This window comes from Dietzia sp. MNB45, assembly GCF_051994785.1.
In the GTDB taxonomy this organism is placed as follows: Bacteria; Actinomycetota; Actinomycetes; order Mycobacteriales; family Mycobacteriaceae; genus Dietzia; species Dietzia kunjamensis.
Genome location: NZ_CP163397.1, coordinates 1,898,285 through 1,924,757, shown reverse-complemented (window position 1 = coordinate 1,924,757; position 26,473 = coordinate 1,898,285). Strand labels below are relative to the sequence as shown.

The 26,473-nt window shown below is 70.7% G+C and carries 23 protein-coding genes; 11 read left to right on the top strand and 12 right to left on the bottom strand.

Annotation, left to right across the window (positions count from 1 at the left end):
• Positions 1–4: 4 nt before the first annotated feature.
• Together AB5G72_RS09235 and nrdR are read left to right on the top strand one after the other, a co-directional pair.
• A complete protein-coding gene (locus tag AB5G72_RS09235) occupies positions 5–439 on the top strand; it encodes a hypothetical protein (RefSeq protein ID WP_185950455.1) in 435 nt (144 codons plus the stop codon).
• Between the two features lie 111 nt (positions 440–550).
• Positions 551–1,006 (top strand): transcriptional regulator NrdR, encoded by a 456-nt coding sequence (nrdR, locus tag AB5G72_RS09230; protein WP_119192964.1) that lies wholly within the window; start codon positions 551–553, stop codon positions 1,004–1,006.
• A gap of 10 nt (positions 1,007–1,016) precedes the next feature.
• Here the strand turns inward: nrdR and hrpA are convergent, their stop codons facing one another.
• Both hrpA and AB5G72_RS09220 read right to left on the bottom strand, forming a co-directional pair.
• Positions 1,017–4,931: an ATP-dependent RNA helicase HrpA gene (gene hrpA, locus AB5G72_RS09225; protein ID WP_440219719.1), complete on the bottom strand. Its 3,915-nt coding sequence runs from the start codon at positions 4,929–4,931 to the stop codon at positions 1,017–1,019.
• 51 nt (positions 4,932–4,982) lie between these two features.
• Positions 4,983–5,171: a hypothetical protein gene (locus tag AB5G72_RS09220; RefSeq protein ID WP_067717794.1), complete on the bottom strand. Its 189-nt coding sequence runs from the start codon at positions 5,169–5,171 to the stop codon at positions 4,983–4,985.
• Between the two features lie 49 nt (positions 5,172–5,220).
• Between AB5G72_RS09220 and AB5G72_RS09215 the strand changes: the two genes are divergently transcribed.
• The gene (locus tag AB5G72_RS09215) at positions 5,221–5,913 is read left to right on the top strand and encodes a hypothetical protein (RefSeq protein ID WP_440219718.1); all 693 of its coding nucleotides are present in this window, start codon (positions 5,221–5,223) and stop codon (positions 5,911–5,913) included.
• On the opposite strand, the gene AB5G72_RS09210 is transcribed toward AB5G72_RS09215, so the two are convergent.
• Both AB5G72_RS09210 and AB5G72_RS09205 read right to left on the bottom strand, forming a co-directional pair.
• The gene (locus AB5G72_RS09210; protein WP_120284311.1) at positions 5,888–6,547 is read right to left on the bottom strand and encodes a potassium channel family protein; all 660 of its coding nucleotides are present in this window, start codon (positions 6,545–6,547) and stop codon (positions 5,888–5,890) included. The two genes, AB5G72_RS09215 and AB5G72_RS09210, sit on opposite strands and share 26 nt — an antisense overlap.
• 76 nt (positions 6,548–6,623) lie before the next feature.
• Positions 6,624–7,286 (bottom strand): potassium channel family protein, encoded by a 663-nt coding sequence (locus AB5G72_RS09205; protein ID WP_163375842.1) that lies wholly within the window; start codon positions 7,284–7,286, stop codon positions 6,624–6,626.
• A gap of 98 nt (positions 7,287–7,384) precedes the next feature.
• Between AB5G72_RS09205 and AB5G72_RS09200 the strand changes: the two genes are divergently transcribed.
• The 3 genes from AB5G72_RS09200 to dxs all read left to right on the top strand — a co-directional run bounded on the left by AB5G72_RS09200 (position 7,385) and on the right by dxs (position 12,725).
• Positions 7,385–9,391 carry an APC family permease gene (locus AB5G72_RS09200; RefSeq protein ID WP_253003671.1) on the top strand — a complete coding sequence of 669 codons (2,007 nt, stop codon included), beginning with the start codon at positions 7,385–7,387 and terminating at the stop codon, positions 9,389–9,391.
• The gene (locus AB5G72_RS09195; protein ID WP_253003670.1) at positions 9,388–10,731 is read left to right on the top strand and encodes a class I SAM-dependent RNA methyltransferase; all 1,344 of its coding nucleotides are present in this window, start codon (positions 9,388–9,390) and stop codon (positions 10,729–10,731) included. Before AB5G72_RS09200 ends, AB5G72_RS09195 begins: the two co-directional genes overlap by 4 nt.
• Positions 10,732–10,850: 119 nt before the next feature.
• On the top strand, positions 10,851–12,725 hold the full coding sequence (gene dxs / locus AB5G72_RS09190; RefSeq protein WP_440219717.1) for a 1-deoxy-D-xylulose-5-phosphate synthase: 1,875 nt from the start codon (positions 10,851–10,853) through the stop codon (positions 12,723–12,725).
• Positions 12,726–12,812: 87 nt separating this feature from the next.
• Here dxs and AB5G72_RS09185 read toward each other — a convergent pair whose 3' ends face one another.
• Entirely contained in the window at positions 12,813–14,051 is a 1,239-nt protein-coding gene (locus tag AB5G72_RS09185; protein ID WP_440219716.1) for an HRDC domain-containing protein, read from the bottom strand.
• Positions 14,048–14,635 carry a DUF3000 domain-containing protein gene (locus tag AB5G72_RS09180; protein WP_440219715.1) on the bottom strand — a complete coding sequence of 196 codons (588 nt, stop codon included), beginning with the start codon at positions 14,633–14,635 and terminating at the stop codon, positions 14,048–14,050. The genes AB5G72_RS09185 and AB5G72_RS09180 overlap by 4 nt, the downstream gene beginning before the upstream one ends.
• 106 nt (positions 14,636–14,741) lie before the next feature.
• Between AB5G72_RS09180 and hemE the strand changes: the two genes are divergently transcribed.
• From hemE to hemQ, 3 genes are read left to right on the top strand one after another with little or no spacing between them, the layout of a single operon-like run.
• Positions 14,742–15,854 carry a uroporphyrinogen decarboxylase gene (gene hemE / locus AB5G72_RS09175; RefSeq protein WP_440219714.1) on the top strand — a complete coding sequence of 371 codons (1,113 nt, stop codon included), beginning with the start codon at positions 14,742–14,744 and terminating at the stop codon, positions 15,852–15,854.
• A gap of 2 nt (positions 15,855–15,856) precedes the next feature.
• Positions 15,857–17,239, top strand: a complete 1,383-nt coding sequence (hemG, locus tag AB5G72_RS09170; protein WP_440219713.1) for a protoporphyrinogen oxidase — start codon at positions 15,857–15,859, stop codon at positions 17,237–17,239.
• Between the two features lie 3 nt (positions 17,240–17,242).
• Positions 17,243–17,938 carry a hydrogen peroxide-dependent heme synthase gene (gene hemQ / locus AB5G72_RS09165; RefSeq protein WP_440219712.1) on the top strand — a complete coding sequence of 232 codons (696 nt, stop codon included), beginning with the start codon at positions 17,243–17,245 and terminating at the stop codon, positions 17,936–17,938.
• 104 nt (positions 17,939–18,042) lie between these two features.
• On the opposite strand, the gene msrB is transcribed toward hemQ, so the two are convergent.
• Genes msrB through AB5G72_RS09145 form a run of 4 tightly spaced genes read right to left on the bottom strand, consistent with a single transcriptional unit; the run spans position 18,043 to position 22,015 of the window.
• A complete protein-coding gene (gene msrB / locus AB5G72_RS09160) occupies positions 18,043–18,477 on the bottom strand; it encodes a peptide-methionine (R)-S-oxide reductase MsrB (protein WP_440219711.1) in 435 nt (144 codons plus the stop codon).
• Between the two features lie 9 nt (positions 18,478–18,486).
• Positions 18,487–19,683, bottom strand: a complete 1,197-nt coding sequence (locus AB5G72_RS09155) for a glycosyltransferase family 87 protein (protein WP_227022034.1) — start codon at positions 19,681–19,683, stop codon at positions 18,487–18,489.
• A 53-nt stretch (positions 19,684–19,736) separates the two neighbouring features.
• Positions 19,737–21,278, bottom strand: a complete 1,542-nt coding sequence (locus tag AB5G72_RS09150; protein ID WP_440219709.1) for an alpha/beta hydrolase — start codon at positions 21,276–21,278, stop codon at positions 19,737–19,739.
• On the bottom strand, positions 21,275–22,015 hold the full coding sequence (locus AB5G72_RS09145; protein ID WP_194307194.1) for a dihydrofolate reductase family protein: 741 nt from the start codon (positions 22,013–22,015) through the stop codon (positions 21,275–21,277). Before AB5G72_RS09145 ends, AB5G72_RS09150 begins: the two co-directional genes overlap by 4 nt.
• Positions 22,016–22,072: 57 nt before the next feature.
• Here AB5G72_RS09145 and zapE point away from each other — a divergent pair, with 57 nt between their 5' ends.
• Positions 22,073–23,089 carry a cell division protein ZapE gene (gene zapE, locus AB5G72_RS09140; RefSeq protein WP_120283392.1) on the top strand — a complete coding sequence of 339 codons (1,017 nt, stop codon included), beginning with the start codon at positions 22,073–22,075 and terminating at the stop codon, positions 23,087–23,089.
• A gap of 317 nt (positions 23,090–23,406) precedes the next feature.
• Here the strand turns inward: zapE and AB5G72_RS09135 are convergent, their stop codons facing one another.
• On the bottom strand, positions 23,407–23,940 hold the full coding sequence (locus tag AB5G72_RS09135; RefSeq protein WP_096905377.1) for a GNAT family N-acetyltransferase: 534 nt from the start codon (positions 23,938–23,940) through the stop codon (positions 23,407–23,409).
• Positions 23,941–24,194: 254 nt separating this feature from the next.
• On the opposite strand from AB5G72_RS09135, the gene AB5G72_RS09130 reads away from it, so the two are divergent.
• Entirely contained in the window at positions 24,195–25,361 is a 1,167-nt protein-coding gene (locus AB5G72_RS09130; protein ID WP_440219706.1) for a GH39 family glycosyl hydrolase, read from the top strand.
• 12 nt (positions 25,362–25,373) lie between these two features.
• On the opposite strand, the gene AB5G72_RS09125 is transcribed toward AB5G72_RS09130, so the two are convergent.
• A complete protein-coding gene (locus tag AB5G72_RS09125) occupies positions 25,374–26,462 on the bottom strand; it encodes a glycosyltransferase family 4 protein (protein ID WP_096905379.1) in 1,089 nt (362 codons plus the stop codon).
• Positions 26,463–26,473: the final 11 nt, after the last annotated feature.

Here is a 26,473-nt window from a genome sequence, read left to right as displayed (position 1 = left end):
CACCATGACCGTTGTCGCGCTTGAGTCCCACACACGTCCGGCCGCGCGGTGGACCGAGGTCTGCCCCGACGACCATCGTGGACGGGTCGCGCACCTCGACCGGCCCGGTGACGCGTCAGTGCGGTCCACCCGTGCGCCGCGACGCACCCTGGCCCGACCGGAGGGCAGTCGGCCCGCCGTCACGTCCTCGCGTGCGGAGAATCTCGTCCGGCCGCGGGTGGCCGCCCGTCCGGCCGCCGTCACGTCGGTCGCCCCGGGTCGCCGTGTGCTCGTGCGCCCGGTCTCCACGGACCGCGTGCGGGCGTGCCACGTCGAGGCACCGCTGTCCACCGGGGTCGTCGACGACGTGCCGGCCTGGGCACTACTGGCGTGCGGGATCGCATTCGGCGTGATCATGCTTCTCGCAGTGGCCTTCCTCGGTGGACCCGCCTACGCGTGACCGGGCAGCGGGCCTCCTAGAATGGACCGTGGGCGGTGGTCTACCGCCCCCGCGTTCCGTCAGGCACGATCCGGGACGCGTGAACTCCGGTCGACGAAGGGCCCCACGGGAATGTACTGCCCGACATGCCACCACGAGGACTCCCGGGTAATCGACTCACGATCCGTCGACGAGGGTCAGGCGATCCGGCGTCGACGGGAGTGCCCCCGGTGCGGACACCGGTTCACGACGCTCGAGACACCTCTGCTGACGGTTCTCAAGCGTAACGGGGTGACCGAGGCGTTCAGTCGGGACAAGGTCGTCCGAGGTGTCCGCCGCGCGTGCCAGGGACGATCGGTTGACGAGGACGCTCTGCGTCGCCTCGCCCAACAGGTCGAGGACGCTGTGCGATCCGGCGGTGCGTCCGAGGTTCCCGCCCACGAGATCGGGCTCGCCATCCTGGGCCCTCTGCAGGATCTGGACGAGGTCGCTTACCTGCGGTTCGCGTCCGTGTACAAGCAGTTCAGCTCGGCCGACGACTTCGAACGCGAGATCATCGCCCTCCGGGAGCGCCGCACGAGCCGCTGACCACTCGGCGTCATCGGGACGACCGCGGGGCGAGCGCAGACGCCACCGCCTTGTCGATCCGCTCTGCCGATACCGGCCGTGCGGTACCCAGTGACTGCGCGAACAACCCCACCCGGTACTCGGCGAGCATCCACCGCAGGTCCCGGCACACCCGTGCGCCACCCGGCCGCCGTCGCAGCGCGGCGCACGCCTCCTCGACGATCGACTCGGAGCGGTTCAGCTTCGCCGTGAGTTTGCCGTGCCGCGCGGGTGACTTCTCCGCGAGGTCCAACCGGAGGCCGACCGCCCGCACATGTCGCTCCAGATGTGGAAGCACATCCGAGGGATGGCGGGCGAGGAATCCGCGCCCGACGAGGAAGTCCAGTGAAGGACGGACCTCGTCGGCGACATCTGCCGGCGCCTCCGCCAGACGGCCCGACACGGACTGGGCGGCCATCAGCGCGGGAACCGCCGACGAGATCGCGGACGCCACCGCACCGGGGACCTCCGCCCGCGCAGTGGCCTGGAGTTCGTGGAACTCCGCGACCGTGAGAACCGGTGCGCCCTTTCGCCGGGCGATGATCCGCCCACTCGCAGCGAGCGATGCGTCCGACACCAGGGATTCCATCCCGCCGTGCGGGTACTGGGTGAGCGCGAGTCGCTGCTGGACCGGACGGCCGCGCAGAATCGATGCCGCGGAGACCAGGCCGCCCGAGACCAGCGTGAGCACCGCCGACGCCTGGGTGGATCGACGCTCGTCCTCCGTGGCGCACGCCACGAGGTGAATTCCGTCCCCACCGACACGCAGGGCGGGGTAGACGGTCACCTCGACACCGTCCACCGAGCCGGTGACCGACTGCGGGAGGTCGCCGATGGTGTCGGATGTCCACTCCCGGTAGGGCCCCTTGTCGGGTACCAGACGGGCGTTGAGGGTCGCCCGTACCCTGTCCACCAACCGGGTCCTCAACTGCGCGAGATCCGTTCCGGCGGCCACGACCTCGTCCCCGTCGACCACCTCGAAACGCATCCGGAGATGGCCCGGTAGCTGGTTCTGATCGAAGTCACGCGGGTCGACCGAGGTACCGATCCGAGCAGACAGCGCCCGCGCGAGCGCGACGGACAGCGGGGCGGACCGGGGCGAGACGTCTCCTGCCAACAGCGACGCGAACTCCGCGGGCGGAGAACACAGTCGACGCAGATACTTGGGCAGCGTGCGGAGCATTTCCGTATAGAGCTCCTCCCGCAGCCCCGGCACCAGCCATTCGAATCCGGCGGTGGTGACCGAGGACAGCTGCGGCAGCGGGATGCGCACCGTGATCCCGTCGGTGGTGACGCCCGGATCGAACGCGTACCGCAGTTCGAAATTCCGATCTCCCTGACGCCAGAAAGGCGGGAAATCGGCGGCATCGGGCACCGCCTCGGAGGTGCGTATGTCCTCGGGGGTGAGACGGAGGGACTCCTGGTCGCGATGACCACGCTTCTTCCACCAGGACTCCAGATGCCGGCCGGAGGTGATGTCCTCGGGCAAGCGGTCGAGATAGAAGGCCACCAATGCCTCGTCGTCGATCACCAGATCCCGACGGCGGCTCCGCGTCTCCAGTTCACGGGCCTGCTCCACGGCCTCGGCGTTCTCGCGGATGACCGAGACCCGGGTATCTAGGCGTCCTTCCACGATTCCGTGGCGGACGAGCATCTCGCGGGCGAGCGGGGCGTCGACCCTGGAGAGCAGGATCCGCCGCGCCTCCACCACGGTCAATCCCAGCAGCAGGACCTTCTCATACGCCATCGCCGCACCCTGGGCGTCCGACCAGTGCGGTTCGGAGTACTGGGTGCGGGTGAGGTGACCCCCGAGTTGTTCGATCCACCCCGGATCGATCCGGGCGACATCACGCGCCCACAACCGGGACGTCTCGACGAGCTCGGATGCCATCACCCAGCGGGGAGGCTTCCTGGACAGGTCCGACCCGGGGAACACCTGGAACCGGATGCCGCGAGTGCCCCGGAACTCGCGGGTCTCCTCGTCCCGCATACCGACATTGGTGAGCAGACCGGTCAGGACCGCCTTGTGGAGGTCGTCCTCCGCAGCGTGTCCGGACGCGGGATGCCACCCTCGTTCACGGCACATGCTCCGCAGCTGGGAGTTGAGGTCCTGCCACTCTCGGATGCGTAGCCAGTGCAGATACTCCGCCTTGCACATCTTTCGGAAGGCGCTGCCGGACAGCTCACGGCGCTGCTCGGTGATGTACCTCCACAGATTGAGATATCCGAGGAAGTCGGAGGTCTTGTCCGCGAAGCGGCGGTGCAGCAGGTCCGCCTTGTCCCGCTCCTCCGCGGGACGCTCGCGGACGTCCTGCACCGTCAGAGCGGCGACCACCACCAGCACGTCCGACAGCGAACCGTTGCGGTGGCCCTCGACCACCATCCGGGCGAGTCGGGGATCGAGGGGGAGTGCCGCCATGTCACGGCCCACCTCGGTCAGGTGAGGGCGCTCGTCGTCGTCGACCCTGACCGCCCCGAGTTCGGAGAGCAGGGTGAGCCCGTCCCGGACGGCCTTGCGGTCCGGGGGTTCCACGAACGGGAAGTCGTCGACGGGGCCCAGGTCCAGATCCGCCATCGACAGGATCACCGAGGCGAGGTTCGTGCGCAGGATCTCCGGGTCGGTGAACTCCGGTCGCGAGTCGAAGTCCTCCTCGGAGTAGAGGCGGATACAGATCCCGTCGGCGACGCGGCCGCAGCGTCCCGCGCGCTGCGCGGCGGAGGCCTGAGACACCGGTTCGATGGGCAGTCGCTGCACCTTCGTCCGGGTGGAGTAGCGGGAGATCCTCGCCAGGCCGGTGTCCACGACGTAACGGATGCCGGGCACGGTCACCGAGGTCTCGGCGATATTGGTCGACAGGACCACCCGCCGGGTGGAATGGGCCCGGAACGCGCGCTGCTGTTCTGCTGCCGTGAGGCGGGCGAACAGCGGGAATATCTCGGTGCCCGGGAACTTCCGGCCCCGCAGCACCTCCTCGGCGTCGCGGATCTCACGCTCACCGGAGAGGAACACGAGTACGTCACCATCGTCCTCGCGTAGGAGCTCCGCAACGGCGTCGGCGAGCGCGTCGAGGGGATCCAGGTCGACCACGCGATCGGCGTGTACGACCTGAAGGGGCCGGTACCGGACCTCCACGGGATAAGTGCGCCCCGAGACCTCGATGACCGGGGCCGGGCGCCCCTCCGCGCCGGCGAAGTGACGGGCGAAACGGTCCGGGTCGATCGTGGCGGAGGTTATGACGAGTTTGAGGTCCGGGCGACGGGGCAGGATCTGCTTGAGATAACCCAGCAGGAAGTCGATGTTGAGACTGCGTTCGTGGGCCTCGTCGATGATGATCGTGTCGTAGGCCCGCAGCAGCCGGTCACGCCGGATCTCGGCGAGCAGCACACCGTCGGTCATGAGCTTGACCGCGGTCTCGGGGCTGGTGCGGTCGTCGAAGCGGACGGCGGACCCGACCGGGCCACCGATCTCCACCCCGAGCTCGTCCGCGATCCGCTCGGCGACGGAGCGGGCGGCCAACCTCCTCGGCTGGGTGTGGCCGATCATGCCCTTGACCCCGCGCCCGAGTTCCAGGCAGATCTTGGGGATCTGGGTGGTCTTGCCCGACCCCGTCTCGCCGGCGATCACCACCACCTGGTTGTCCCGGATCGCCTCGGCGATCTCGTCCTTGCGTGCGCTGACCGGGAGCTGTTCCGGGTAGCGGGGGGTGGGGATCGACTCTGATCGGCGCCGCACGCGCTCGGCCGCCTCGTCGATCCTCCGTCCGAGGTCATCCAGTTGGTCCACCCGGGCACGCCGGACCCGGGACCGGAGACGATGGGCGTCGAGGGTGCCGACATCGTCGAGACGGGCGAAGAGTTCGTTTCGGGCTCGGCGGAGATCGGGGGTGGCTGAGGAGGACGACGGCATGGTTCCGCAAGGATATCGACTCGCATCCCCGGGCTCCGACCGGCGCGGTCCCTAGTCGACGACGCCGTCCCGCCGACTCTGGATCCTCGCGTAGCGCTCGTGCAGCCGCTCCCGCACCTCATCGGGCTCGTAGGACCGCCGACGCCGCTCGGAACGGGCCGCCAGGATCCCCGTGGCGGCCACCCCCGCCGCACCCGCCGCGCCGATCACCTTGAGCCACTGTCGTCCCCTGGGAGCCATACGGCCGAGACTAGGCGGGTACGCACGGGCGGCCTGGCAGGATCGCGGTATGAGCGTCGACACCGTCCCCCTGGCCGCCGCGGCGCACCGCACCCGCACCGGGGACCTCTGGCTCTTCCGTGGCCGGAGCACGGCGGACCGGTTGATCCAGACCCTCACGAACGCGCCCGTCAACCACGTGGGCGTCGCGGTGGTCCTGGACGACATGCCGCCGCTGCTGTGGCACGCCGAGATGGGACGGGCGCTGCCGGACGTGTGGACGGGTCGCCACCAGCGCGGGGTGCAGCTGCATGACCTCGAGTCGGCTGTGCGGCAGTGGGCCGGACCGTACGGCCAACGAGCGTGGTTCCGCCAGATCTCCCCGGAGGTGGGTGGGGAACACGAGGACGCGCTACTGGAGTCGATCGCCCGGTTGAACGGGGTGTCCTTCCCCTCCGCGGGACGTCTCACCGCGAGGTGGGCACGAGGACGGTGGGCGGCACGCGGGAAGCGGCCGAGCGTCACGGGTCGCAGCGTCCGCTCGGGATCCGATGCCGGTGCGGCGATGCGTATGGAGGCGGCGTACTGCGCGGAGGTCGTGGGGGTCACCCTGGAGGCGATGGGTGTACTCCTGCCTGCGGGTGAGGCGAGTTGGTACGACCCGGGCCGTTTCTGGAGCGGTGACGACCTGCCCCTGGCCCCGGGATGGGACTACGGCCGGGAGATCGCGGTGACGGTCACCCGCCCAGGACGACCTCGCTGATACCGGCCTCGACCTCCTCCGGCGCCACCACGAGCAGTTCGTCGCCGGGCTCGAACGGAACGTCGGGTTCGGGGACGATCACCCGCCCGCCGCGCAGGATCGCGACGAGTGCGGCGTCCCGGGGAAACCGAACGCGGGACACCGACCGCCCCGCCAACGGGGTCTGGTCCGGCAGCGTCACGCTCACGAGGTTCGCCCCTCCGCGGCGCAGGGTCATCAGACGGACCACGTCCCCGACGGAGACCGCCTCCTCGACGACCGAGACGATCAGCCGGGGCGTCGACACCGCCACGTCGACGCCCCAGCGCTCGTCGTAGAGCCACTCGTTGCGGGGATCGTTGACGCGGGCGACGATCCGGGAGACGGCGAATTCTGTCTTGGCCAACAGGCTCACCACCAGGTTGGCCTTGTCATCACCCGTGGCGGCCACCACCACGTCCGCCGCCTGCAGGTCCAACCGTTCGAGGACGCTGAGCTCGCAGGCGTCGCCGACCTGTTGATCCGCCCCGTCGACGGGGTCGGCCGAGAACACGGTGGAGCGCTTGTCGATCAGCGTGACGGAATGGCCACCGGCCACGAGTTCGCGTGCGATCGACCGTCCGACGACCCCGGCCCCGGCCACCACCACCCTCATGGTCGCGGAGTACACGGTCCGGGCCGGGGCAGCGGCGAGCAGTCCCGACCCGTCGGCGTAGTCGGGGACGGAGTTCTCAGACATCCGAGGGTCCTTCCAGCATCAGGTCGTCCAGGTCCGCGACCGTCTGCGAGGGCACGATGATATGGAGGACATCGTCGGCCTGGACGAGCGTGCGAGCGTCCGGGAGGCGGCTCTCGCCGAAGCGGGTGACGGCCGCGGCACGTCCTCCGACCGCAGCGGCGAGCCGGTCGACCGGGAGCCCGACCCACGCCGCCGGTGGGTCGACGGCGACGAGGGACACGGAGTCCGTCTGGTCGCGCCACTCGACGGGACCCGACCCGGCGGTGATGTAGCGGACCAGTCGACCGGTGGCCCACGGAACCGTGGCGATGGTCGGGATCCCCAGTCGTTCGTAGACCTCGGCCCGGCCCGCGTCGTAGATGCGCGCTATCACCCGCTCGACACCGAAGGTCTCCCGGGCCACCCGCGCGGCGATGATGTTCGAGTTGTCCCCGGAGGACACGGCGGCGAATGCGTCGGCCCCCTCGAGCCCGGCCTCGGTGAGCACAGTCTTGTCGAAGCCCTGGCCCGTCACCGTGCCTCCCGAGAACTCCGCCGACAACCTGGCGAACGCAGCCGGGTCGCGGTCGATCACCACGACCTGGTGGCCGGCTGCGTCGAGCTCGACGGACAACGCGGCCCCCACACGACCACAGCCCATGACGACGACCCTCATGACGAGTCCACTCCTCACGGCCCACGCACGTGAGCCAGTGACGGACACGCTACTCACACCCACGGATACTGCCCGGCGGGGCTCGCGGGCCCTACGATATGTCGGTGTCCAGGATCTCGAAGGTCTCCATGGGAACCAAGCGCCTCCTCGTGGGGCGCCCCTCCCGCAGCGACACGATCGGTGCCACCAGCCTCCGCAAACGGATCGCGTTGCCGGTGTTCGCGTCCGATGCGCTGTCCTCGGTGGCCTACGCCCCGCAGGAGATCTTCCTCGTGCTCTCCATCGCCGGGGTCTCGGCACTCACGTTCACCCCGTGGGTGGGACTGGCGGTGGCGGCGGTCCTGGTGGTCGTCATCGCCTGTTACCGGCAGAACGTCCGCGCCTACCCGTCGGGAGGGGGCGACTACGAGGTCGCCACCGTCAATCTGGGTCCGAGTGCGGGCCTGGCGGTCGGTGCGGCCCTGCTGTTCGACTATGTCCTCACGGTGGCCGTGTCGATTTCGGCCGCCGCCGCGACCATCGGATCGGCGATCCCCTTCGTCCAATCCAGGGAGATTCCGTTCGCCGTCCTGGCGATCATCCTCCTGGCGGCGCTCAACCTGCGTGGGCTCCGTGAGACCGGCGCGATGTTCGCCGTGCCCGTCTACGCGTTCCTCGCCTCCATGACCGCACTCATCGTCTGGGGGCTGTTCCAGGTGGAGATCCTGGGCCGCGACCTCCGGGCCGAATCCGCGGGATTCGAAATGGTGCCCGTGGACGGGGCGGAGTTGGCCGGACTCGCGCTCGCCTTCGTCGTCGCCAAGTCCTTCGCATCCGGATGTGCCGCCCTGACCGGTATCGAAGCCATCCACAACGGTGTCCCGGCCTTCCGGAAGCCGCGGGCCCGCAACGCCTCCGTGACGCTGGCCGTCCTCGGGGTTCTCGCGGTCTCGTTCCTCCTGGGGCTCATCGCCCTGGCCGGTCGGCTCGGGGTCCGGATCGCCGAGCAACCGGCGGCACAGTTGATCGGCGCTCCGGAGGGGTACCGGCAGAAGACGATGATCGCCCAGTTGGCGCGACCGGTCTTCGAGGGGTTGCCGCTCGCCTTCTACGCCGTCATCATCATCACCGCGCTGATCCTGGCACTCGCCGCCAACACGGCGTTCAACGGGTTCCCGGTGCTGGCCTCGGTCCTCGCTCGCGACAAGTATCTGCCCCGACAGCTCGCCACCCGCGGGGACAGGTTGGCGTTCTCCAACGGGATCGTCGTCCTCGCGATCGCGGCAGTCGTGTTGGTCGTGGCGTTCGACGCCCAGGTGTCGCTCCTCATCCAGCTCTACATCGTGGGCGTGTTCGTCGCCTTCACCCTCGGCCAGCTCGGCATGGTCCGACACTGGACCCGGCGCCTGGACCACGAGCGGGTCCCGTCCGTGCGTCGGCGGATCCACAGGTCCCGGGCGGTCAACGCCGTCGGGTTCCTCGTCACCGCCGGCGTCCTGGTGATCGTCATGGCGACCAAGTTCCTCTCCGGGGCCTACATCGCGGTCCTGGCGATGCTCGGAGCGTTCGGGATCATGCGACTCATCCACCGGCACTACGTCGCGGTCGCCCGCGAACTCGACGACTCCTCGTGGGAGGTCGTCCTGCCGAGCCGGACACACTGTGTGGTGTTGGTGTCCAAGCTGCATCTGCCCACCCTGCGGGCCCTGGCCTACGCGCGGGCGGCACGCCCGGACTCGATCGAGGCGTTGACGGTGAACATCGATACCGCCGAGACCCGTGCCCTCGTGAGGGAATGGGATCGACGCGGCATCTCGGTTCCGCTCAAGGTGGTCGAGTCCCCGTACCGTGAGATCAACCGTCCCGTGGTGGACTACGTGAAGCGCCTTCGCGATCAGGCGCCGCGGGACGTGGTGACCGTGTACATCCCCGAGTACGTGGTGGGCCACTGGTGGGAGCAGATACTGCACAACCAGAGCGCGCTGCGCCTCAAGACCCGCCTGCTCTACGAGCGAGGTGTCATGGTGACCAGCGTCCCGTGGCAGTTGTCGTCCTCGGACGGCCGCGCGGAGCAGGCCCGCGACGAACCCATCGTCGGACGCTGGCGTGGACCGGAGGAAAGATGACCCAGGACCGAGCGACCGGCTGGACGGGCCGTGTGGTGCGCCTGCGCATGGAGGGACCGGCGCACGGCGGCGAGTTCGTCGCGCGCCACGAGGGCCGGGTGGTGTTCTGCCGCGGCGGGATCACCGGCGAACTGGTCGACGTCCTCATCGACGACGACCCCGGGCGCGCGTTCTGTCGAGGGACGGTCCAGGCGGTGGTCGAGGAATCCCCGGACCGGGTGGTCCCGACGTGCCCGGCGGCGGCCGCCGGCGCCGGCTGTTGCGACTGGAGCCACATCGCGTCCGATGCCGCCCGCGGTTTCGCCGGCAGGATCCTGGCCGAGCAGGTGTACCGGATCGGCCGGATCGCATACCGGGACGACGCGGTCCCGGTCGAGGTCCCCGCCGCGGATCCCGCGACGTCCGGCTGGCGTACCGTTGCCCGCTGGGTCACCGGCCCCGATGGTGTGCCGGGGGTCCGGAGGGCGCGCTCCCGTGAACTGGTGACCGAGCCCTGCATCCAGCCCGACCCGCGGCTGCGTGATGCGGTCTCCGCCACCACGCTCGGCCCGGGCCGCGAGGTGCTCGGAGTGCTCGGTGACGACGGAATGGTGCACATCGCCCACCGCCCGGCCGTCGGTGACACGCCGCGGGGCCGGAGTGGCCGATCCCGCCGGTCCTCGGCGACCCGCGCCAGGGCACGTCATTCGCGGGCGGCCGGTTGGGAGATCGTCGCCGGGGGACCGACCGTCGTGAGACGGGTGGGCGGCCACGAGTGGCGGCTGCCTCCCGACGCGTTCTGGCAGGCGCACCGCTCCGCCGCGAGCCACTACAGCCACGAGGTACGCACCGCGGTGACGCGCACCCCCTACCTGACCGACATCCCCGAGATCTGGGACCTCTACGGAGGCGCCGGGCTGTTCGCCGCCGGGGTTCGGGACGCGATCCCGGGCGCCCGCGTGACAGTCGTCGAATCCGCCACGGCGTCGCTGCACGCGGCCACGGACACCCTCGGCGGCCCGCCCGGGGACCCCGCCGGCGGAGGAGTGAGGACCCTGCGTTCCCGGGTCGAGACGTTCCTCGAGGACCGCGACGACCGGCCGGCGGACCACCCCGATCCGGAGGTCATCATCCTCGATCCCCCGCGCGGCGGAGCGGGGATCCCGGTCATGCGGCGGCTCGCGGCGACAGGTGCGTCCCGGATCGTGCACGTGGGCTGCGATCCGGCGAGTCTGGCGCGGGACATCGGCGTCCTCGTGGCCGCCGGGTGGACGCTCACGGACCTCCACGGGGTGGCGGCCTTCCCGGGCACCCATCACGTCGAGGGGATCGCCGTACTGGACTCGCCGGGACGCTCCTGATCCGGCACCGCAGGTAGGGGCCCACACGTCCGCCCGTGGGCGAGGTCGCGCGGCGCCAGCCCGTAGACTGACCATTCGACCCAGCAGGGTGTCGGTCACGGAAGGGGCAGTCGACGGCAATGAGCGTGCTCGAACAGGTTGACGGCCCATCCGATCTGCGGCGGCTCGGTCCCGGGGAGTTGGCCGCGCTGTGCGGGGAGATCCGTGAATTCCTCATCCGTAAGGTCGCCGCGACGGGCGGGCACCTCGGCCCGAATCTCGGCGTCGTCGAACTGACCGTCGCGTTGCACCGGGTCTTCGACTCGCCCCGCGATCCCGTCATCTTCGACACCGGACACCAGTCCTACGTCCACAAGATGCTCACCGGCCGTCGCGACCAGTTCGACGGGCTCCGCACCCGCGGGGGATTGTCCGGCTACCCGTGTCGCGCGGAGAGCGAGCACGACGTGGTCGAGTCCTCGCACGCCACGGCGTCCCTGTCGTACGCGGACGGGCTGGCCAAGGCGTTCTCGTTGCGCGGGGAGTCCGATCGGACCGTCGTCACCGTGATCGGTGACGGTGCGATGACCGGCGGCATGGCCTGGGAGGCGCTCAACAACATCGCCGCCGCCAAGGACCGCCCGATGGTCATCGTCGTCAACGACAACGGCCGCTCGTACTCGCCGACCATCGGAGGGCTCGCCGAGCGCCTCGGCGCGCTGCGGCTCCAGCCCGCGTACGAGAAGGCGATGGACCGAACGAAGAACGCGCTCACCGGCCGGAAGGACGTCGTCGGGAAGGCCGTGTACTCGGTCCTCCACGGCATCAAGACGGGAGTCAAGGACGTCGTCTCGCCGCAGGAGCTGTTCGCGGACCTCGGGCTCAAGTACATGGGGCCGGTCGACGGACACAACCTCGCCGCCACGGAGGCGGCCCTGCGCCTCGCGAAGGACTTCGGCGGCCCGGTGGTGGTCCACGTCGTCACCCGCAAGGGGATGGGCTACGTCCACGCCGAGAACAACGAGGCGGACCAGATGCACGCCACCGGGATCATCGATCCCGAGACCGGCAAACCGCTGGCGACCTCCTCCGCCGTGGACTGGACCTCGGTCTTCTCCGAGGAACTGTGTGAGATCGGTGCCGAACGCGATGACGTCGTGGCCATCACGGCCGCGATGGCCGGGCCGACCGGTCTGGCCGCGTTCGGGGAGCGGTTCCCGGAACGGATGTACGACGTGGGAATCGCCGAGCAGCACGCCGTGGCCTCGGCGGCGGGGCTCGCGCTCGGTGGGCTGCACCCCGTCGTCGCGGTCTATTCGACCTTCCTCAACCGGGCGTTCGACCAGCTGCTCATGGATGTCGCACTACTCCGACAGCCGGTCACCATGGTCCTGGACCGGTCCGGCGTCACCGGCCCTGACGGTGCGAGCCACAACGGGATGTGGGACCTGTCGCTCACCGGAATCATCCCCGGGGTGCGCGTGGCCGCTCCCCGGGACGCGACCACCCTCCGGCAGGAACTGCGCGAGGCGGTGGCCGTCGACGACGGTCCGACCGTCGTCCGGTTCCCGAAGGGGTCGGTCGGTGATGCCCTGCCCGCCCTCGCCACGTCCGAGGACGGGGTCGACCGCGTGCACGGATCCGGTGACGCCGAGGTCCTCGTGGTGGCGGTGGGGTCGATGGTCGCGCCAGCCATCGCCGCCGCCCGCGCCCTCGGGAACGAGGGCATCTCCGTCGACGTCGTGGACCCCCGATGGGTCTACCCGGTGCCCGCGTCGATCGTGGACGCCGCCCGTGGACGCCGTCTGGTGGTCACGGTGGAGGACAACGGTCTGCACGGCGGCGTCGGCTCGGCGGTGTCGGCCTGCCTGGACACCGCTGCGGTGCGGGTCGATCGGATCGCGCTGGGCATCCCGCAGGAGTTCCTCGACCACGGCTCCCGCGGGGAGATCCTGGCCGACGCCGGACTGACCCCCGAGGGGATCTCGGACAGCATCCGGACCCGCCTGGGCTGACCCGGGCCGGATCGCCGGACGCGTGCACACGCGGGCCCGTACCCACGCGTGACAGGGGCCGCGCCGGCCGGTGCCGGTGGCCCGGACTCAGGAATCCGCGCGGAAGCTCCGCACCGCCTCGAGCAGGGGGTCGGTGGCCAGTTCGATCTGCCAGGCACGGGCGCTCTCGGTGAGCAGGACGTCGTGGAGCAGTTCCGCGTCGTCCCCGGACCGGGTCGTCGCCGCGCGCCACACCCACAGTCTCAGCGTCGAGGGTTTGAGCAGGAGCCCGGGCTCCAGACCCAGGTCGTCGGCGAGTGCACCGATCCGTTCGCGGGCGATCTCGAGCAACTCCGCGGCCTCGGGCTCGTTTCGCTTCCACGACGCGTGCGGCGGGTGCTCGGCGGGCGGCCCCTGCCGGGAGGGCAGGTCGGCCCGCCCCAGCCCGTCGGCCCACTCGAGGGCGGCGAGCCATTCCCCGACGAGCCGTCGGCGGTGAGGTCCGTCGAACCCCTCGATCGCCAGCAGTGCGGTTCTGTTCGTCGGCCCCACCCTGGCGGCCTCCACGATCGCCGCGTCACCGAGGAGTCGCTTGGGGGCGATGTCCCGCTCGGCCGCGACCCGGTCCCGGGCCATCCACAACTCCCTGGCGCGCGCCAGTTGCCGGCCGTCGCGCAGGCTCGACAGCCGGGACAGTCGACGCCAGGGGTCCGGCGCGGCAGGTGCCGGGCCGGACTCCACCAGGTACCGACACTCCGCCTCGAACCACTCACGGCGGCCGAGCTCGTCGAGCCGCGGCAGGACCTCGTCCGCCAATTCGTGCAGGAACAGCACGTCATAGGCTGCGTAGTCCAACCACGCCGCCGGCAACGGGCGACGAGACCAGTCGGCGGCGGAGTGCGCCTTGGCCAGGCCGATCCCGAGGTGCTCCGAGATCATCGCCCCGAGGTTGACCCGCTCGGTGCCGAGGAAACGTCCGGCCAGCTCGGTGTCGACGAGCGAGGTCGGCGAGACCCCCAGCTCACGCAGCGACGGGAGGTCCTGACTCGCGGCGTGGAGCAGCAGGGGGCGGGTCGACAGGACGTCGGCGAGGGAGCCGATGGTCCGGCCCGGGGTCTCCGGGTCCACGAGCAGGGCGGGGCCGGTGGGGGCCCGGAGTTGCAGGAGGAAGGCCCGGTCGGCATACCGGATCCCCGAGGCGCGTTCGACGTCGACCGCGACGGGGCCGGGCGAGGATCGCAGGGCGTCGGCGACCGCCTCGATGGCGGGGAGGTCGTCGACGAACTCGTACTCGGCCGGGGGTGGCTGTGCCCCGGGCGGGGTCTCGCCGCGGCGGCGCCCGCTCACGACCGCCGGTGCAGGGAGGTCACGCCGACGGGGGGGAGGCCGGCGGCCAGGGCGAGCGTCGTGCAGAAGGCGGACGCGTGGCCGGTCAGGTCGGGCTCGAGGGCGGTCCAGGAGGCGCGCAGCTCGAGCTGGTGGGACTGGGGAGGACCGGCGATGTCGCCGTACCGGACGGAGGCGGTGCTGGTGACGGTGCCACCGAGCGAGGTGTACGGCCCGGCCTGCTCGCCGAGGGCCTCGGTGAGCCAGCTCCACGCCACCTGGGGCAGGAGCGGGTCACCTGCCAGCGAGGCCTCCATGTCGGCCTGGATGTAGGCCACGAGTCGGAGGGTGCCGTTCCACGCGTCGTCCCCGGAGGGGTCGTGCAGGAGGATGAGACGGCCGAAGGCGTCGCCGTCGGAGAATTCCGGGACGTCGTCGCCGGAGGGCGGGATGATCTCGACACCGAGCGCGTAACTGTAGGGCGCCAGTCGCTGCGGCGGGCGGATCGGGCCGACCGAGATCTCGGGGCGGACCTCGAGTCGCGACAGCGACTCGACCGCCTCCCGGAAGACCTCGGGCTCGCCGTCATTGACCGATGTACTCACGGGTCGTCACGCTAGCGACCGCCCCGGCGTGCCCCGAGGAGGCGCGCCGTCGCCTGCCCGGGTGGGCTGACCGGCCGCGGCGGCGGCGTCATGGGACGATGGGGGTGTGTTGAACTCTGATGCGTCCTCGACCTCCCGTCCCGCCGACCCCGCCACGGATGCCGTCGCCGGCCGCCGCGCCGGGACCGGCCCGTACCTCGACGAGGTGACCGGAGTCGGTGGCGCCCACACGCCGGTGTGGTTCATGCGCCAGGCGGGCCGCTCGCTCCCGGAGTACAAGGAGGTCCGCGCCGGGTCCACCATGTTGGAGGCCTGTTTCGACCCGGCGATGACGTGTGAGATCACCCTGCAGCCGGTCCGTCGCCACGGGGTGGACGCCGCGATCTTCTTCTCCGACATCGTCATCCCGTTGGCCGCCGCCGGGGTGGACATCGACATCGTGCCCGGGACCGGGCCCGTGGTGGCGGAGCCGATCCGGGACGAGGCCGGTGTCGCCGCGCTGCCCGAGCTCACCCCGGACCGCCTCGAGAAGATCGGGGAGGCCGTGCGGCTGGTCGTGGCCGAACTCGACCCGCGGGTGGCGCTCATCGGCTTCGCCGGCGCCCCCTTCACCCTGGCCTCCTACCTCATCGAGGGCGGTCCCAGCCGCAACCATGAGCACACCAAGTCACTGATGTACTCGCGCCCCGACGTGTGGAACGCGCTCATGGCCAAGCTGGCGGACCTGACCACGGTGTTCCTGCGCGCGCAGATCGCTGCCGGAGTGGACGCCGTCCAGCTCTTCGATTCGTGGGCGGGCGCGCTCAGCCTGCGGGACTACCGGTCGCTGGTACTCCCGCACTCGACCCGCATCTTCGCCGACGAGATCATCACGACGGTTCCGCGCACGCACTTCGGCGTGGGCACCGGCGAGCTGCTCGGGGCGATGGGCGAGGCCGGCCCGGAGGTCGTCGGCGTGGACTGGCGCATCCCCCTGGACGACGCGGCCGGGCGGGCGCCGGGCAAGGTCCTGCAGGGCAATCTCGACCCCGCGATGCTCTTCGCGGACCGGTCGGCGCTGGACGGCGAGGTCCGCCGCATCCTCGACGAGGGCCAGCGGGCCCGCGAACTCGGCGCACGCGGCCACGTGTTCAACCTCGGCCACGGTGTCCTGCCCACCACCGACCCGGGTGCGGTGACCCACGTGGTGGAGCTCGTCCACGAGCTGACCGGGAAGTGACGGTGGGCCCTCGCGTCGCTGTGGTGGGCGGCGGGCTCAGCGGGCTGACGGCCGCCTATCAGCTCTCGCGCGAGCTGCCGGACGCCCACATCACCGTCCTCGAGGCCTCGGACCGGCCGGGCGGGGCACTCCACACCGTCGACTTCCCGTCCGGTCCGATGGAGCTCGGCGCCGAGGCCTTCATCGGCCGCCGACCCGAGGCGAGCGACCTCGTCGCCGAACTCGGCCTGACCGGGTCGCTGCGTCATCCCGGGCCGCTCGGACCGGCGATCCTCACCGGGGGTCGGATGGTGCCCATGCCCGTCGGCACGTTGATGGGTCTGCCGTCCGACGTCGGGGCGTTGGCGGACGTGCTGAGCCCGCGGGAGCGCGCTGCGGCCGCGCGCGAGGCCGACCTGCCGCTGGACTGGGAGCCGGGCGGTGACGTCTCGCTCGGCTCGTTGGTCTCCGAGCGGTTCGGGCACGCGGTCGTCGCCCGGCTCGTCGACCCCATGCTCGGGGGCGTGTACGCGGCCCCCAGTACCGGACTCGGGCTGCGGCAGGTGATCCCGGGGCTGGCGCAGGCGTTGGACCGGGGCGCTCCCAGCCTGACGGCCGCCGCCCGGGAGCTCGTCGCGCACCGCGTGCCGGGCCCGGTGTTCGCCACCCTCGACGGGGGTTACCGGCTCCTCGTGGACGCCCTCGTCCGGGCCTCCGGTGCCGTGATCCGTACACACGCCACCTGCACCGCTCTCCACCGGGACGGTTCGGGCTACTCGTTGGCGGTCGCCGGCGACCGCGGGTCGTGGTCCGAGGAGGCGGACCTCGTCGTCGTCGCCGTCCCCGTTCCCCACGCCGCCCCGCTCCTTGAGGGCGCCGGGGGTCTCGACGCCGCGACCCGGGGCCTGTCCGGGATCCGGACGGCCTCCTCGGCCGTCGTCGCGTTGGAGGTCGACCGGTCCCTGGATCTCCCGGAGCGGTCGGGGGTCCTGGTGGCGACCGACGAACCGGTGCCGTTCAAGGCGATGACCTTCACCAGCCGCAAGTGGCCGCACCTCGACACCCGGCCCGGGCACCTGGTCAGGGTGTCGTTCGGGAGGATCGACGACGACGAGGTGCTCGCCGCCGACGACGCGACCCTCACCCGCATGGCCGAATCCGCGCTGGGGGGACTGTGCGGCTCCGCGCCGACGGTCCTGCACTCGCGGGTGCGCCGCTGGTCCGACGCCCTCGCCGAGATCGGTCCCGGACACGACGCGCGGATCTCGGCGGTGCGCGCCGAACTGGCCGAGCGGCTGCCCGGCGTGGAGCTCGTCGGCGGCGCGACCGAGGGCGTGGGGGTGCCCGCCTGTATCGGCTCGGCGCGGGCCGCGGCCCGGCGACTCGCCGCGGGGTGGCAGGATTGAGCCATGGCACGCCTTGACTACAAGAAACTCAACTCGACCCTGCGCTACCTGATGTTCTCCGTCTTCACGGTGACGCCGGGGCAGCTCGGGGAGGACCGGGACGCGGTCGCCGCGGACCTGGAGGAGTTCCTCGCCCGCTACGACGGCACCGACGTGGTGGTCCGGGGTCTCTACGACATCTCGGGTCTGCGCGCCGAGGCCGACTTCATGATCTGGACCCACTCCGAGCACATCGAGGACCTGCAGCGGTTCTACAACGAGTTCCGACGCACCACGATCCTGGGCCGGGCAAGCACCGCCTACTGGTCCAACACCGCGCTGCACCGCCCCGCGGAGTTCAACAAGAGCCACATTCCGGCGTTCCTCGCCGAGGAGGAGCCGGGGGCGTACGTCTCGGTGTACCCGTTCGTGCGCTCCTACGAGTGGTACCTGCTCCCCGACGAGGAGCGGCGCCAGATCCTCGCCCAGCACGGCCGCGCCGCCCGCGAGTACCCGGACGTCCGCGCCAACACCGTGCCGTCCTTCACGCTGGGGGACTACGAGTGGATCCTCGCCTTCGAGGCCCCGCAGCTCGACCGGATCGTCGACCTGATGCGCGAGATGCGGGCGACCGAGGCCCGCCGCCACGTGCGCGAGGAGATCCCGTTCTTCACCGGACCGCGCGTCACCGCCGGGCAGCTGGCCGCCTCGATGCCCTGAGGTCCACCGCGCGCCGACGGCTCGACCTGACGCGAACGAGGGCCGACCGGGAACAGTCCCGGTCGGCCCTCGCTACTCTGCGGGCCGGATGCGGCCGGTCGGATTCAGCTCTCGGCCGGCTCCAGCGTCATGCTCAGTGAGTTGATGCAGTACCGCAGGTCGGTGGGCGTGCCGTAGCCCTCCCCGGAGAACACGTGCCCCAGGTGGCCGTGGCAGTTCGCGCAGATCACCTCGGTGCGGGTCATACCGAGTGAGGTGTCCGTGCGCTCGATGACGGCGCCGCCTGCCAGCGGGGTGAAGAACGAGGGCCAACCGCAGTTGGACTCGAACTTCGCGTCGCTGCGGAACAGCTCGGCGCCGCATCCGCGGCAGCGGTACACGCCCTCGGTCTTGGTGTCGTTGTACTCACCGGTGAAGGGACGCTCGGTGCCGGCCTGTCGCAGGACCTGGTACTCCTCCGGGCTGAGTCGACGACGCCACTCGGTGTCGTCCAGCGTGAAGTCCGGCTGGGGGGTGTGGGTATCGGTGGGCTCGCTCATGCCCGCAGGCTACGCCGACGCGGCGGCCGGTGCGATCCGCTCGTGTCGGCGGGGGTCGCTTCGGCGCCACAGCAGCACCACGAGCACGGTGGCCAGCAGCAGCAACCATCCCAGGGTCGGGTGCGCGAACTCGAGTAGCCGCCCGTAGTAGGGCCAGCGCGCCGACTCCCAGAAGTCGAGGGTGAAGAACCCGTAGGCCGCGAGCCACGCCGGCCAGTTGCGCACCATGGACCTGTCCAGCACCACCGTGAGCATGATCGGGATGAGCATCATCGAGTAGTACATCTGGCCGAGGGTGGAGACCAGGAACACGCCGGCGAGCACGACCCCGGAGGTGGTGGCCAACCACAGCACCTCGTGGTTGTGGCGGTAGTCCAACAGCAGCCACACTGCGACCAGGGTGGCCACCACGACCAGGATGCGGGCCACCAGGATGACCGGCTCGGGCACGCCGTAGTACAGGCCCATCCCCGCGATCGAGCTGTTGTAGTAGTCGCGCACCTCACCCATGTACGTGAGCGTGGTGTCGAGGTAACTACGGGCGTCGACGGTGAGGGCCCACCCCGCGGCCATGGTGACGGCGGGGATCGCGGCCGCGGTGACGAACGGCTGCCACTGCTTGCGGATGAGAGGCAGCACGAGCAGCGGAGCGAGCATCGGTTTGACGGCCAGGGACAGGCCGATGGCCACGCCGGCCCACCAGAGGCGCCGTCGGTGCAGCAGGTAGAGGAACGCCACCTGGCACAGGAAGATCACGCCGTTGACGTTGGTGAATACCAGCGTGTTGGTGACCGCCTCGGTGCAGAACGCCGCCAGCAGGATGGCGGGGGCGGCGAACGAGCGGACGTCGAGGTCGAACAGCCGCATGAGCAGCCACAGCGCCGCGATGATCGCGGCGGTGTTGATTCCGATGAACAGCCAGCGCGCCAGCGTGTAGTTGTCGATCAGGCCGAACGGGGCGAGGACGAACGTCCCGCTGGGGGCGTAGAGATAGTGCGGTTGCACCGTCAGCAGGTTCTCGACGTACACCGGCTCACCTGCCAGGAAACGCCTGGTGGCGGCGTAGACGGTGCCGAAGTCGTTCGTGATGGATCCGTTGACGGCCTTGATCAGGACGCGGTGGATGACGGTCATGATCGCCAGCGGCCACAACACGTGGGTGAGGACGCGGGGCACGGTCGACGTGCTTCGGGTGGGCAGCGGCACGACTCGCAGGGTACCGCCTGGCCTCCCGCGTCCCGGTGAGGCACCCCGGCCGGTCAGGACGGGCAGGCCGTGGACTGCTCAGCGGCATCCGGGTCGTCGAGGAAATCGACGACCGCGCCCCGGGCGCATCCGGAGTGCAGGATCACCTGTGCGCCCGGGGCGCCCCAGGTGACGATCCGCACGTCGGTGGCCCCGGCGGCGCTGAGGGCCCCGGCGGTGGGTTCGAGTGCGGCGGCACCGGCCCGGGGGTCGGCGATCCCTCCGACCAGGAGTACCGGCGTCTCGGCGGGAACGGAGACCGGAGACTGCCCGGGCACGGGCCAGGTGGAGCAGGCGGAGAGCTGCGCGGCGATGATCTCCCCGAACGGCGGGGTCTGCTCCCATTCGGCCCGCAGTTCCTCGACACGGTTGACCGGGACGCGGCGCGACAGGTCGGAGCATCCGGCCACGTACGGCAGCGACGTCCCGGCCAGTTCGGCGGCGCGGTCACGGACGCTGCCCGGGGTGTCCTCGGGGGCGGCGGCCGCGAGGTCGCCCAGGATGACGTCGCCTGGGGAGGCGTCGGCAGCGGAGGCGCCGGACAGGTCCGCCAACGCCGACCGGACCACGTCGGACAGCAACGCCGCCGGGACCGCCACGCCGGGTTCGCGGGCGCGGTCGAGCGCGCGGGTCACGGCCTCGACCTTCTCGTCGGCGTCGCCGGGTCCGCACTCGGTCCGGGTGCACGAGGCGGCCCACAGGCGCAGCGCCGCGTCGGAGCCGTCGAGGGCGGCGCGGGCCGCGGCCTCCTGGTCCCCGTCGGCGGGGGCGGGGGAGTCGAGCACGAGCAGGGAGAGGCGACCCGGGTGTGCGCCGGCGTAGGCGAGGGCGGTGCGGGCCCCGGTCCCGATCCCCATCACGGCGAGCCCGGGCACGTCCCACTGCTGGCGTAGGCGTTCGAGGTCCTCGGCGGCGCCGGCGGAGCCGAAGTCCAGTTCGCGGCCCTGGAGCTGGTCCGTGCAGGACTGTGAGGTGTCGGCGAGGTCGCCGCGCAGCGCGGGCGAATCGGGGTCGGTGCCCCGATCCGCGAGCCCGTCGAGGGTGCGGCGGGCCGGGAAGGTCAGGCACGTACCGGCCGGGCCGGTCCGTCCGCGGTGGTCCACGACGACCAGCGGTCGGGTGTCAATGAGTTCGGGGCCGGACGAGGCGAGTCGGGAGGCGAGGGTGTCGGCCGGTGTCTCGGGACCGGCGACGACGACGAGGGGCGCCGCGTCGTCGGGTGTCCCCGTCGCGGTGAGCCGCAGGACGGGGGTCTCCCCGAGGAGGGAACACTCCACGGCGGCGCCCTCCGGTATCCCGCCGGTCCGGCCGTCGGGACACGGGACCCAGGTGAGGTCGCTGCGCGGCGCGAGCCAGTCGGGTCGGTCGGCGGTCTCGGCCGCCTCGCCAACGCCGGAGGATCCCCCGGGGCCGTCGCCGGTCGCCAGGCGCGGCCCCGTCGCGGGCAGGGGCGCACACCCGGCGATCGTCACCGCCAGGGCCGCCAGCCCCACGCCGAGTGCCCGTACGTGCTGGTGCCGCGTGACCGCGCGTGTTCCCGCTCGACGGTTCCTCACCCGTCGGCCCCGGTGACGACCCAGCGGGTGTAGAGCCCGCCGCGGGGGCACGTGAAGGCCGCGGCGACGCGCAGCGGAACCCGGGTGGCGTCGGTTCCGACGGCCAGTCGCGAGTCGTCGCCGCCGACGATGATCTCGGGGGCGACCGACAGGACGAGTTCGTCGATCGCGCCCTCGCGCAACAACGTCCCGAGCAGCTGCGGACCGCCCTCGAACGTCACCTCGGAGGCCCCGAAGTGTGTGGCGAGGGAACGGACGGAGGTGCGCAGTGGACCCGGATCGAGCACGTGCACCGTGACACCCCGCTCCCGGGCGGCCTCGAGTCGGTCGCCGGGCACTCCGTGGGCGGCGACCACCTGCAGTCCGTCGCCGGCGTCGGCGCAGTGCTCGATGAGCGCGTCGCCCAGCGCGCGGGTGAACACCAGGACGACGGGCGGGGGACCGGGTCGTCTGTCCGCCCACACGGCGGCGGTCCGGGCGGGGCCGTACCCCTCGGCCAGAACGGTGCCCGAGCCCACCAGGATCAGGTCGGCCCGGGCCCGCATAGCGTCGTAGACCAGCCGGTCCGTCGGGGTCCCCAGCCCGCCGCTGCGGCCGTCCACGGTGGTCGTGCCGTCGACCGACGAGATCATCACCGCGCGGATGCACGGCACGGGCAGACCCGGTTCGGGGTCCAGCGCCGCCCACAAGGCCTCGAGGGCGGCGGGGTCGTCGTCGATCACGGTGGGCCGTGTCATGTGCACCGGGGACTCCTTCCGTACTGACGCCGGGTGTCCCCACGATAGGCTCTGCCCATGGTCTCTCGCCTCGTTGACGTCACCCCGGTGGTTCCTGCCGATCAGCTCGTGGCACAGATGGTTCCCCCGTCGATGTTCGACGATGTCAGTTTCGACTCCTACATCCCGGACCCGGCCGAGCCCTCGCAGGCCGCCGCGGTCAAGGCGTGTCGCGAGTTCGCCGAGTCCGTGGTGGCCCGTCGCACTCCCAAGAAGGGGCTGTTCGGCCGGCGACCGAAGGCGGTGCAGGGGACCGGTATCTATCTCGACGGCGGCTTCGGGGTGGGCAAGACCCACCTGCTGACGTCGATTTACCACAATTGCCCCGAGCCCAAGGCGTTCGGGACGTTCGTCGAGCTGACCCACGTCGTGGGTGCTCTCGGCTTCAACCGGGCCGTCGAGGAGCTCTCCGGGCACTCCGTCCTGTGCATCGACGAGTTCGAGCTCGACGATCCGGGCGACACCATGCTGGTGTCTAGACTGCTCGCGGAGCTCACCACCGCCGGTGTCAGCGTCGCGGCCACCTCCAACACACTGCCGGAGCAGCTGGGGGAGGGACGGTTCGCGGCCAAGGACTTCATGCGGGAGATCCGCAAGATGTCGGGGATCTTCGAGTCGATCCGGGTCGACGGCCCGGACTACCGGCACCGTAACCTGCCCCCCGCCCCGGACCCGATGGACGACAGCGGACTCGAGGCCGAGGCCGAGGCGGTGGAGGGTGCCACGCTCGACGACTTCGACGCCCTGTGCGAGCACCTGTCGACCCTTCACCCGTCCAAGTACAACCGCCTCGTCGACGGCGTCACGCGGGTCTGCCTCAGCGGGGTCAAGCCGCTGCCTGATCAGTCGATCGCCCTTCGTCTCGTCGTCCTCGCCGACCGGCTCTATGACGCGGGGATTCCCGTGCGCAACTCCGGAGACAAACTGGACGCGATCTTCACCGACGAGATGATCGCCGGCGGCTACCGCAAGAAGTACCTTCGTGCCACTTCCCGACTCCTGGCGCTGTCCCGGTTCGAGACCGTCGGCGGCTGACCTCCGGCCGTGGCGTCGCCGCGCACCCGGCGCCGCCCGCGCACCCGGCGCCGCCGCCCCGTCCTCACCCGCCGGGGTTCCAGACCCCCGATAGGTGCACTGCACTCCCACGATGCGATGACCCGCACGCTCGTCCACTCATGGATCGCCGGCGATGAGATGGGCGGTGCTCCGCCCGGGGGACTCGCGCCAGACCGGCTTACTCGTGGGCCCGGCCTCATTCGCCGGCCCGGCGTTCTCGGCAGTCGGTCGGCGTCAGGGCGGCCGACGCCCGGCGGCGCCCGGAGACCTGGCTATCCCGACTGCGGAAGGATTGTTCAGAGAGGCAGTTCGTAGACGACGTCGGTGTTGGCGACGCCGCCCACGTCGAAGGTCCGGTTTCCCCGGGGCTCGAACCCGTGCTTGTCGTAAAACCTGCGGGCGCGGGTGTTGGCGACGTTCGTGGCCAACCAGATGCTCTGTGCACCCGCGTCCCGGCACCGCCGCGTCACCTCGTCGAGCATCCGCGACGCGATGCCCGCGCCGTGGTGGTCGGGGTGCACGTAGAACTTGCTGATCCCCGTCGTCGGGCGGTGGACTATCTGGCGCGCGCAACCCGGATCCATCGCGGTCCCGGCGACGAGCAGCACGTATCCGACGATCGCGCCATCGGCTGAGCGGGCCACCAGTACGTCGTGGTCCGGGGCCTCCAGGTACGCCCTGAACGCGTGCTCGCTGAGGTGCTCGGCGACAAAGACACCGATCACCTGCTCGTCTAACCCGGGTGGGCACGCCAGCGGGAAGGTCAGGGCGGCCAGCTCCGATAGCGGGCCGAGGTCAGCCTCTACGGCCTCGTCGAGTCGCGCGGTCACCCGACCAGCCTAGGGCCACCGTTCGCGCACCCACACGCAGGACATGTAGAGATGTGCGTCGGTGCTACCTCACCGCGGAACTCGGCTTGTATAGGTACTTCGCCCCGCTGTCCGGCGTAGGATGCCATGATCGTGCTCGTGGGGATCGGGGGATCCTGCGTCCGCGGACAGTGCGGAGAACGCATCGCGAAGGAGATGGAGCAGTGGAATCCCGATCCACCAGGAATGCGTTTCATTTGCGGAGTTGGGGAACGGTGCTCGTCGCGGTCGTCTCCTCGGTGGTGTTCGTTCTGGGAACCCTCATGGGCTACTCCCCGTTCACCGCGTTCCGCCCCGCCGCGGTAGAGACGCCGCTCGGCACCCAGGCGCCGTGCATGGACATCGGGATGTCCGGCAACGCGGCCTGGGACCGCATGTCCTCCGACGAGTACGCCCGCGCGAACAGGCTCACCCGAGACCTGGGCATGGGGCGGGTGCGGATAGGCGCCAACTGGGGTGAGATCGAGCGCGCGAGAGGAACGCACGACTGGTCGCCGCTGGACACGAGGGTGCGGCGGGCCCGCGAAGCCGGGGTCACGCCACTACTGGTCATCCAGTCCGTGCCAGATTGGCTAGACGTTCCGACCGGGCCGGTCACGGCCGAGCACCGATCGGTAGCTGGGCTCTACGGCGAGTTCGCCGGGAAGGTAGCAGCGCGGTACGGGGATCAGGTAGATGGATACGAGATCTGGAACGAGCCGAACTTGCACCACTTCTGGCCCAACCCCGATGTCGCCTTCTATTTCGAGATCTTGAAGGCCGCGTACCCCGCGATACGCGCAGCGGATCCCGATGCCACCGTTATCAGCGGTGGCTTGGCACCTGTTGCGGACACCGACAGGTCGATCGCCCCGCTGACCTTTCTCTCCAGGCTGTACGACATGGGCGGCCGCGAGTATCTGGACGCCGTCGGCATGCACCCCTACTCCTACCCGGAACTGCCGTCCGGGCAGTCCAGGTGGAACACGTTCAGGTCCCTCGATGAAGTCGAGCAACTGATGCGGTCTCACGGGGACGGTGACAAAAAGATCTGGCTCACCGAGTTCGGCGCCCCCACGGGCGGACTCAAGGCGGTCAGCCCGCAGCACCAGGCAGCGATGGTCGTCGAGGCGTTCCAACTCGCCAGAAGTGAGCGGGCACTGGGGCCGATCTTCATCTACACGCTGGTCGACGGCGATGCCCCGCGGACGGACTCGGAATACCATTTCGGCCTCTATTACGAGGACCGACGGCCCAAGCCCGTGGTCGGGGCGCTACAGGAAGCTGTGGCCGACTGCACCTCTACCGAAGACCGCGCTGAAGACCCGGCGCAGTCCCCAGGTGAGGGGCCACCGGGACAATTCCCGGGAGCCGGCGCCGGGGGCGTCGGCTTCGGCTCCTGACCCCCGGGGCAGTCACCTGTTCCGGGTCGGCTGCCTTCCGGCGGCCGCAGTCATATAGCAATCGCGATAGTCCGCGGCCATTCGACCGACAGAAAAGCGTTCCAGGCCCGCGGCCGCCTTCCCGCGCAACTCGGACCGAAGCTGGGGATTGTCAAGCACCCTGACGAGTGCTGATGCGAGAGCCTCCGGCTCCTCGACCGGCACCAGAATCCCTGCGGCACCTTGATCGAGACCTTCTCGAGACCCGTCAGTGTCCGTCGCGACGATCGCAGCGCACGTTTCTCGGGCCTCGAGCAGTGCGAGGGCCAGTCCCTCCCGACGGGACGGGACGGCCACAACGGTCGCCGCCGCGAGAAACGACCCAGGGTCGGTAGAGAGTCCCGGGAAGTGGATGCGGTCGGCGAACTCCGATGAGCGGGCTCGCTGTATGACGTCGGCCCAATCCGCGTTTCCCACGTACCAGAGGTGGGCTCCCGGTCGGGAGCCGGCCAAAGCGATAAAGGCGTCCAGGAGCACGTCGGCCCCCTTACGGTGGGAAACCGCGCCGACCGTCACTATGGACTCGGGGCCGAGAACTGCGCCATCGTCCTCGCTCCGGATCCCGCGTTTCGGTCGCCGGGGCGACGAGACGACGCCGTTGACCACTGTTTCCACGAGAGGTGAGTGCCACCGACGTCTGCGCACGGTCCGTGACACCGACTCGGCGACTCCGATCGTCATGTCAGCCGTGGCCATTAGCACCGACGACCGCTGGTAGACATTGTGCATCGTGGCCACGAGGACGAAGTCGGGAACCCCGGGGCTTCGACGGACCGCTGCCGCGATCGCGCAGGGCGCAGCGGTGTGCGCGTGGACGACGTCCGGTCGGAACTCGCGGACCCACCGCCTCAGCCGACCGAAGGAGCGCGCAGGCCGGTTTCGGAAATCGATGTCCACGTGTCGCACACCATGGGTGACGACCAGCTCGACGAAGCCGCCCCCGCTGGACGCGATGGCGACCTCGTCGCCGCGAGCAGCGCAGTCGATGGCCAGATCGACCGCGACATTGACGATTCCGTTCCCGGTGTCGACGAGTTCGTTGACCAGATGGAGTATCCGCATCGCGGTCAGCG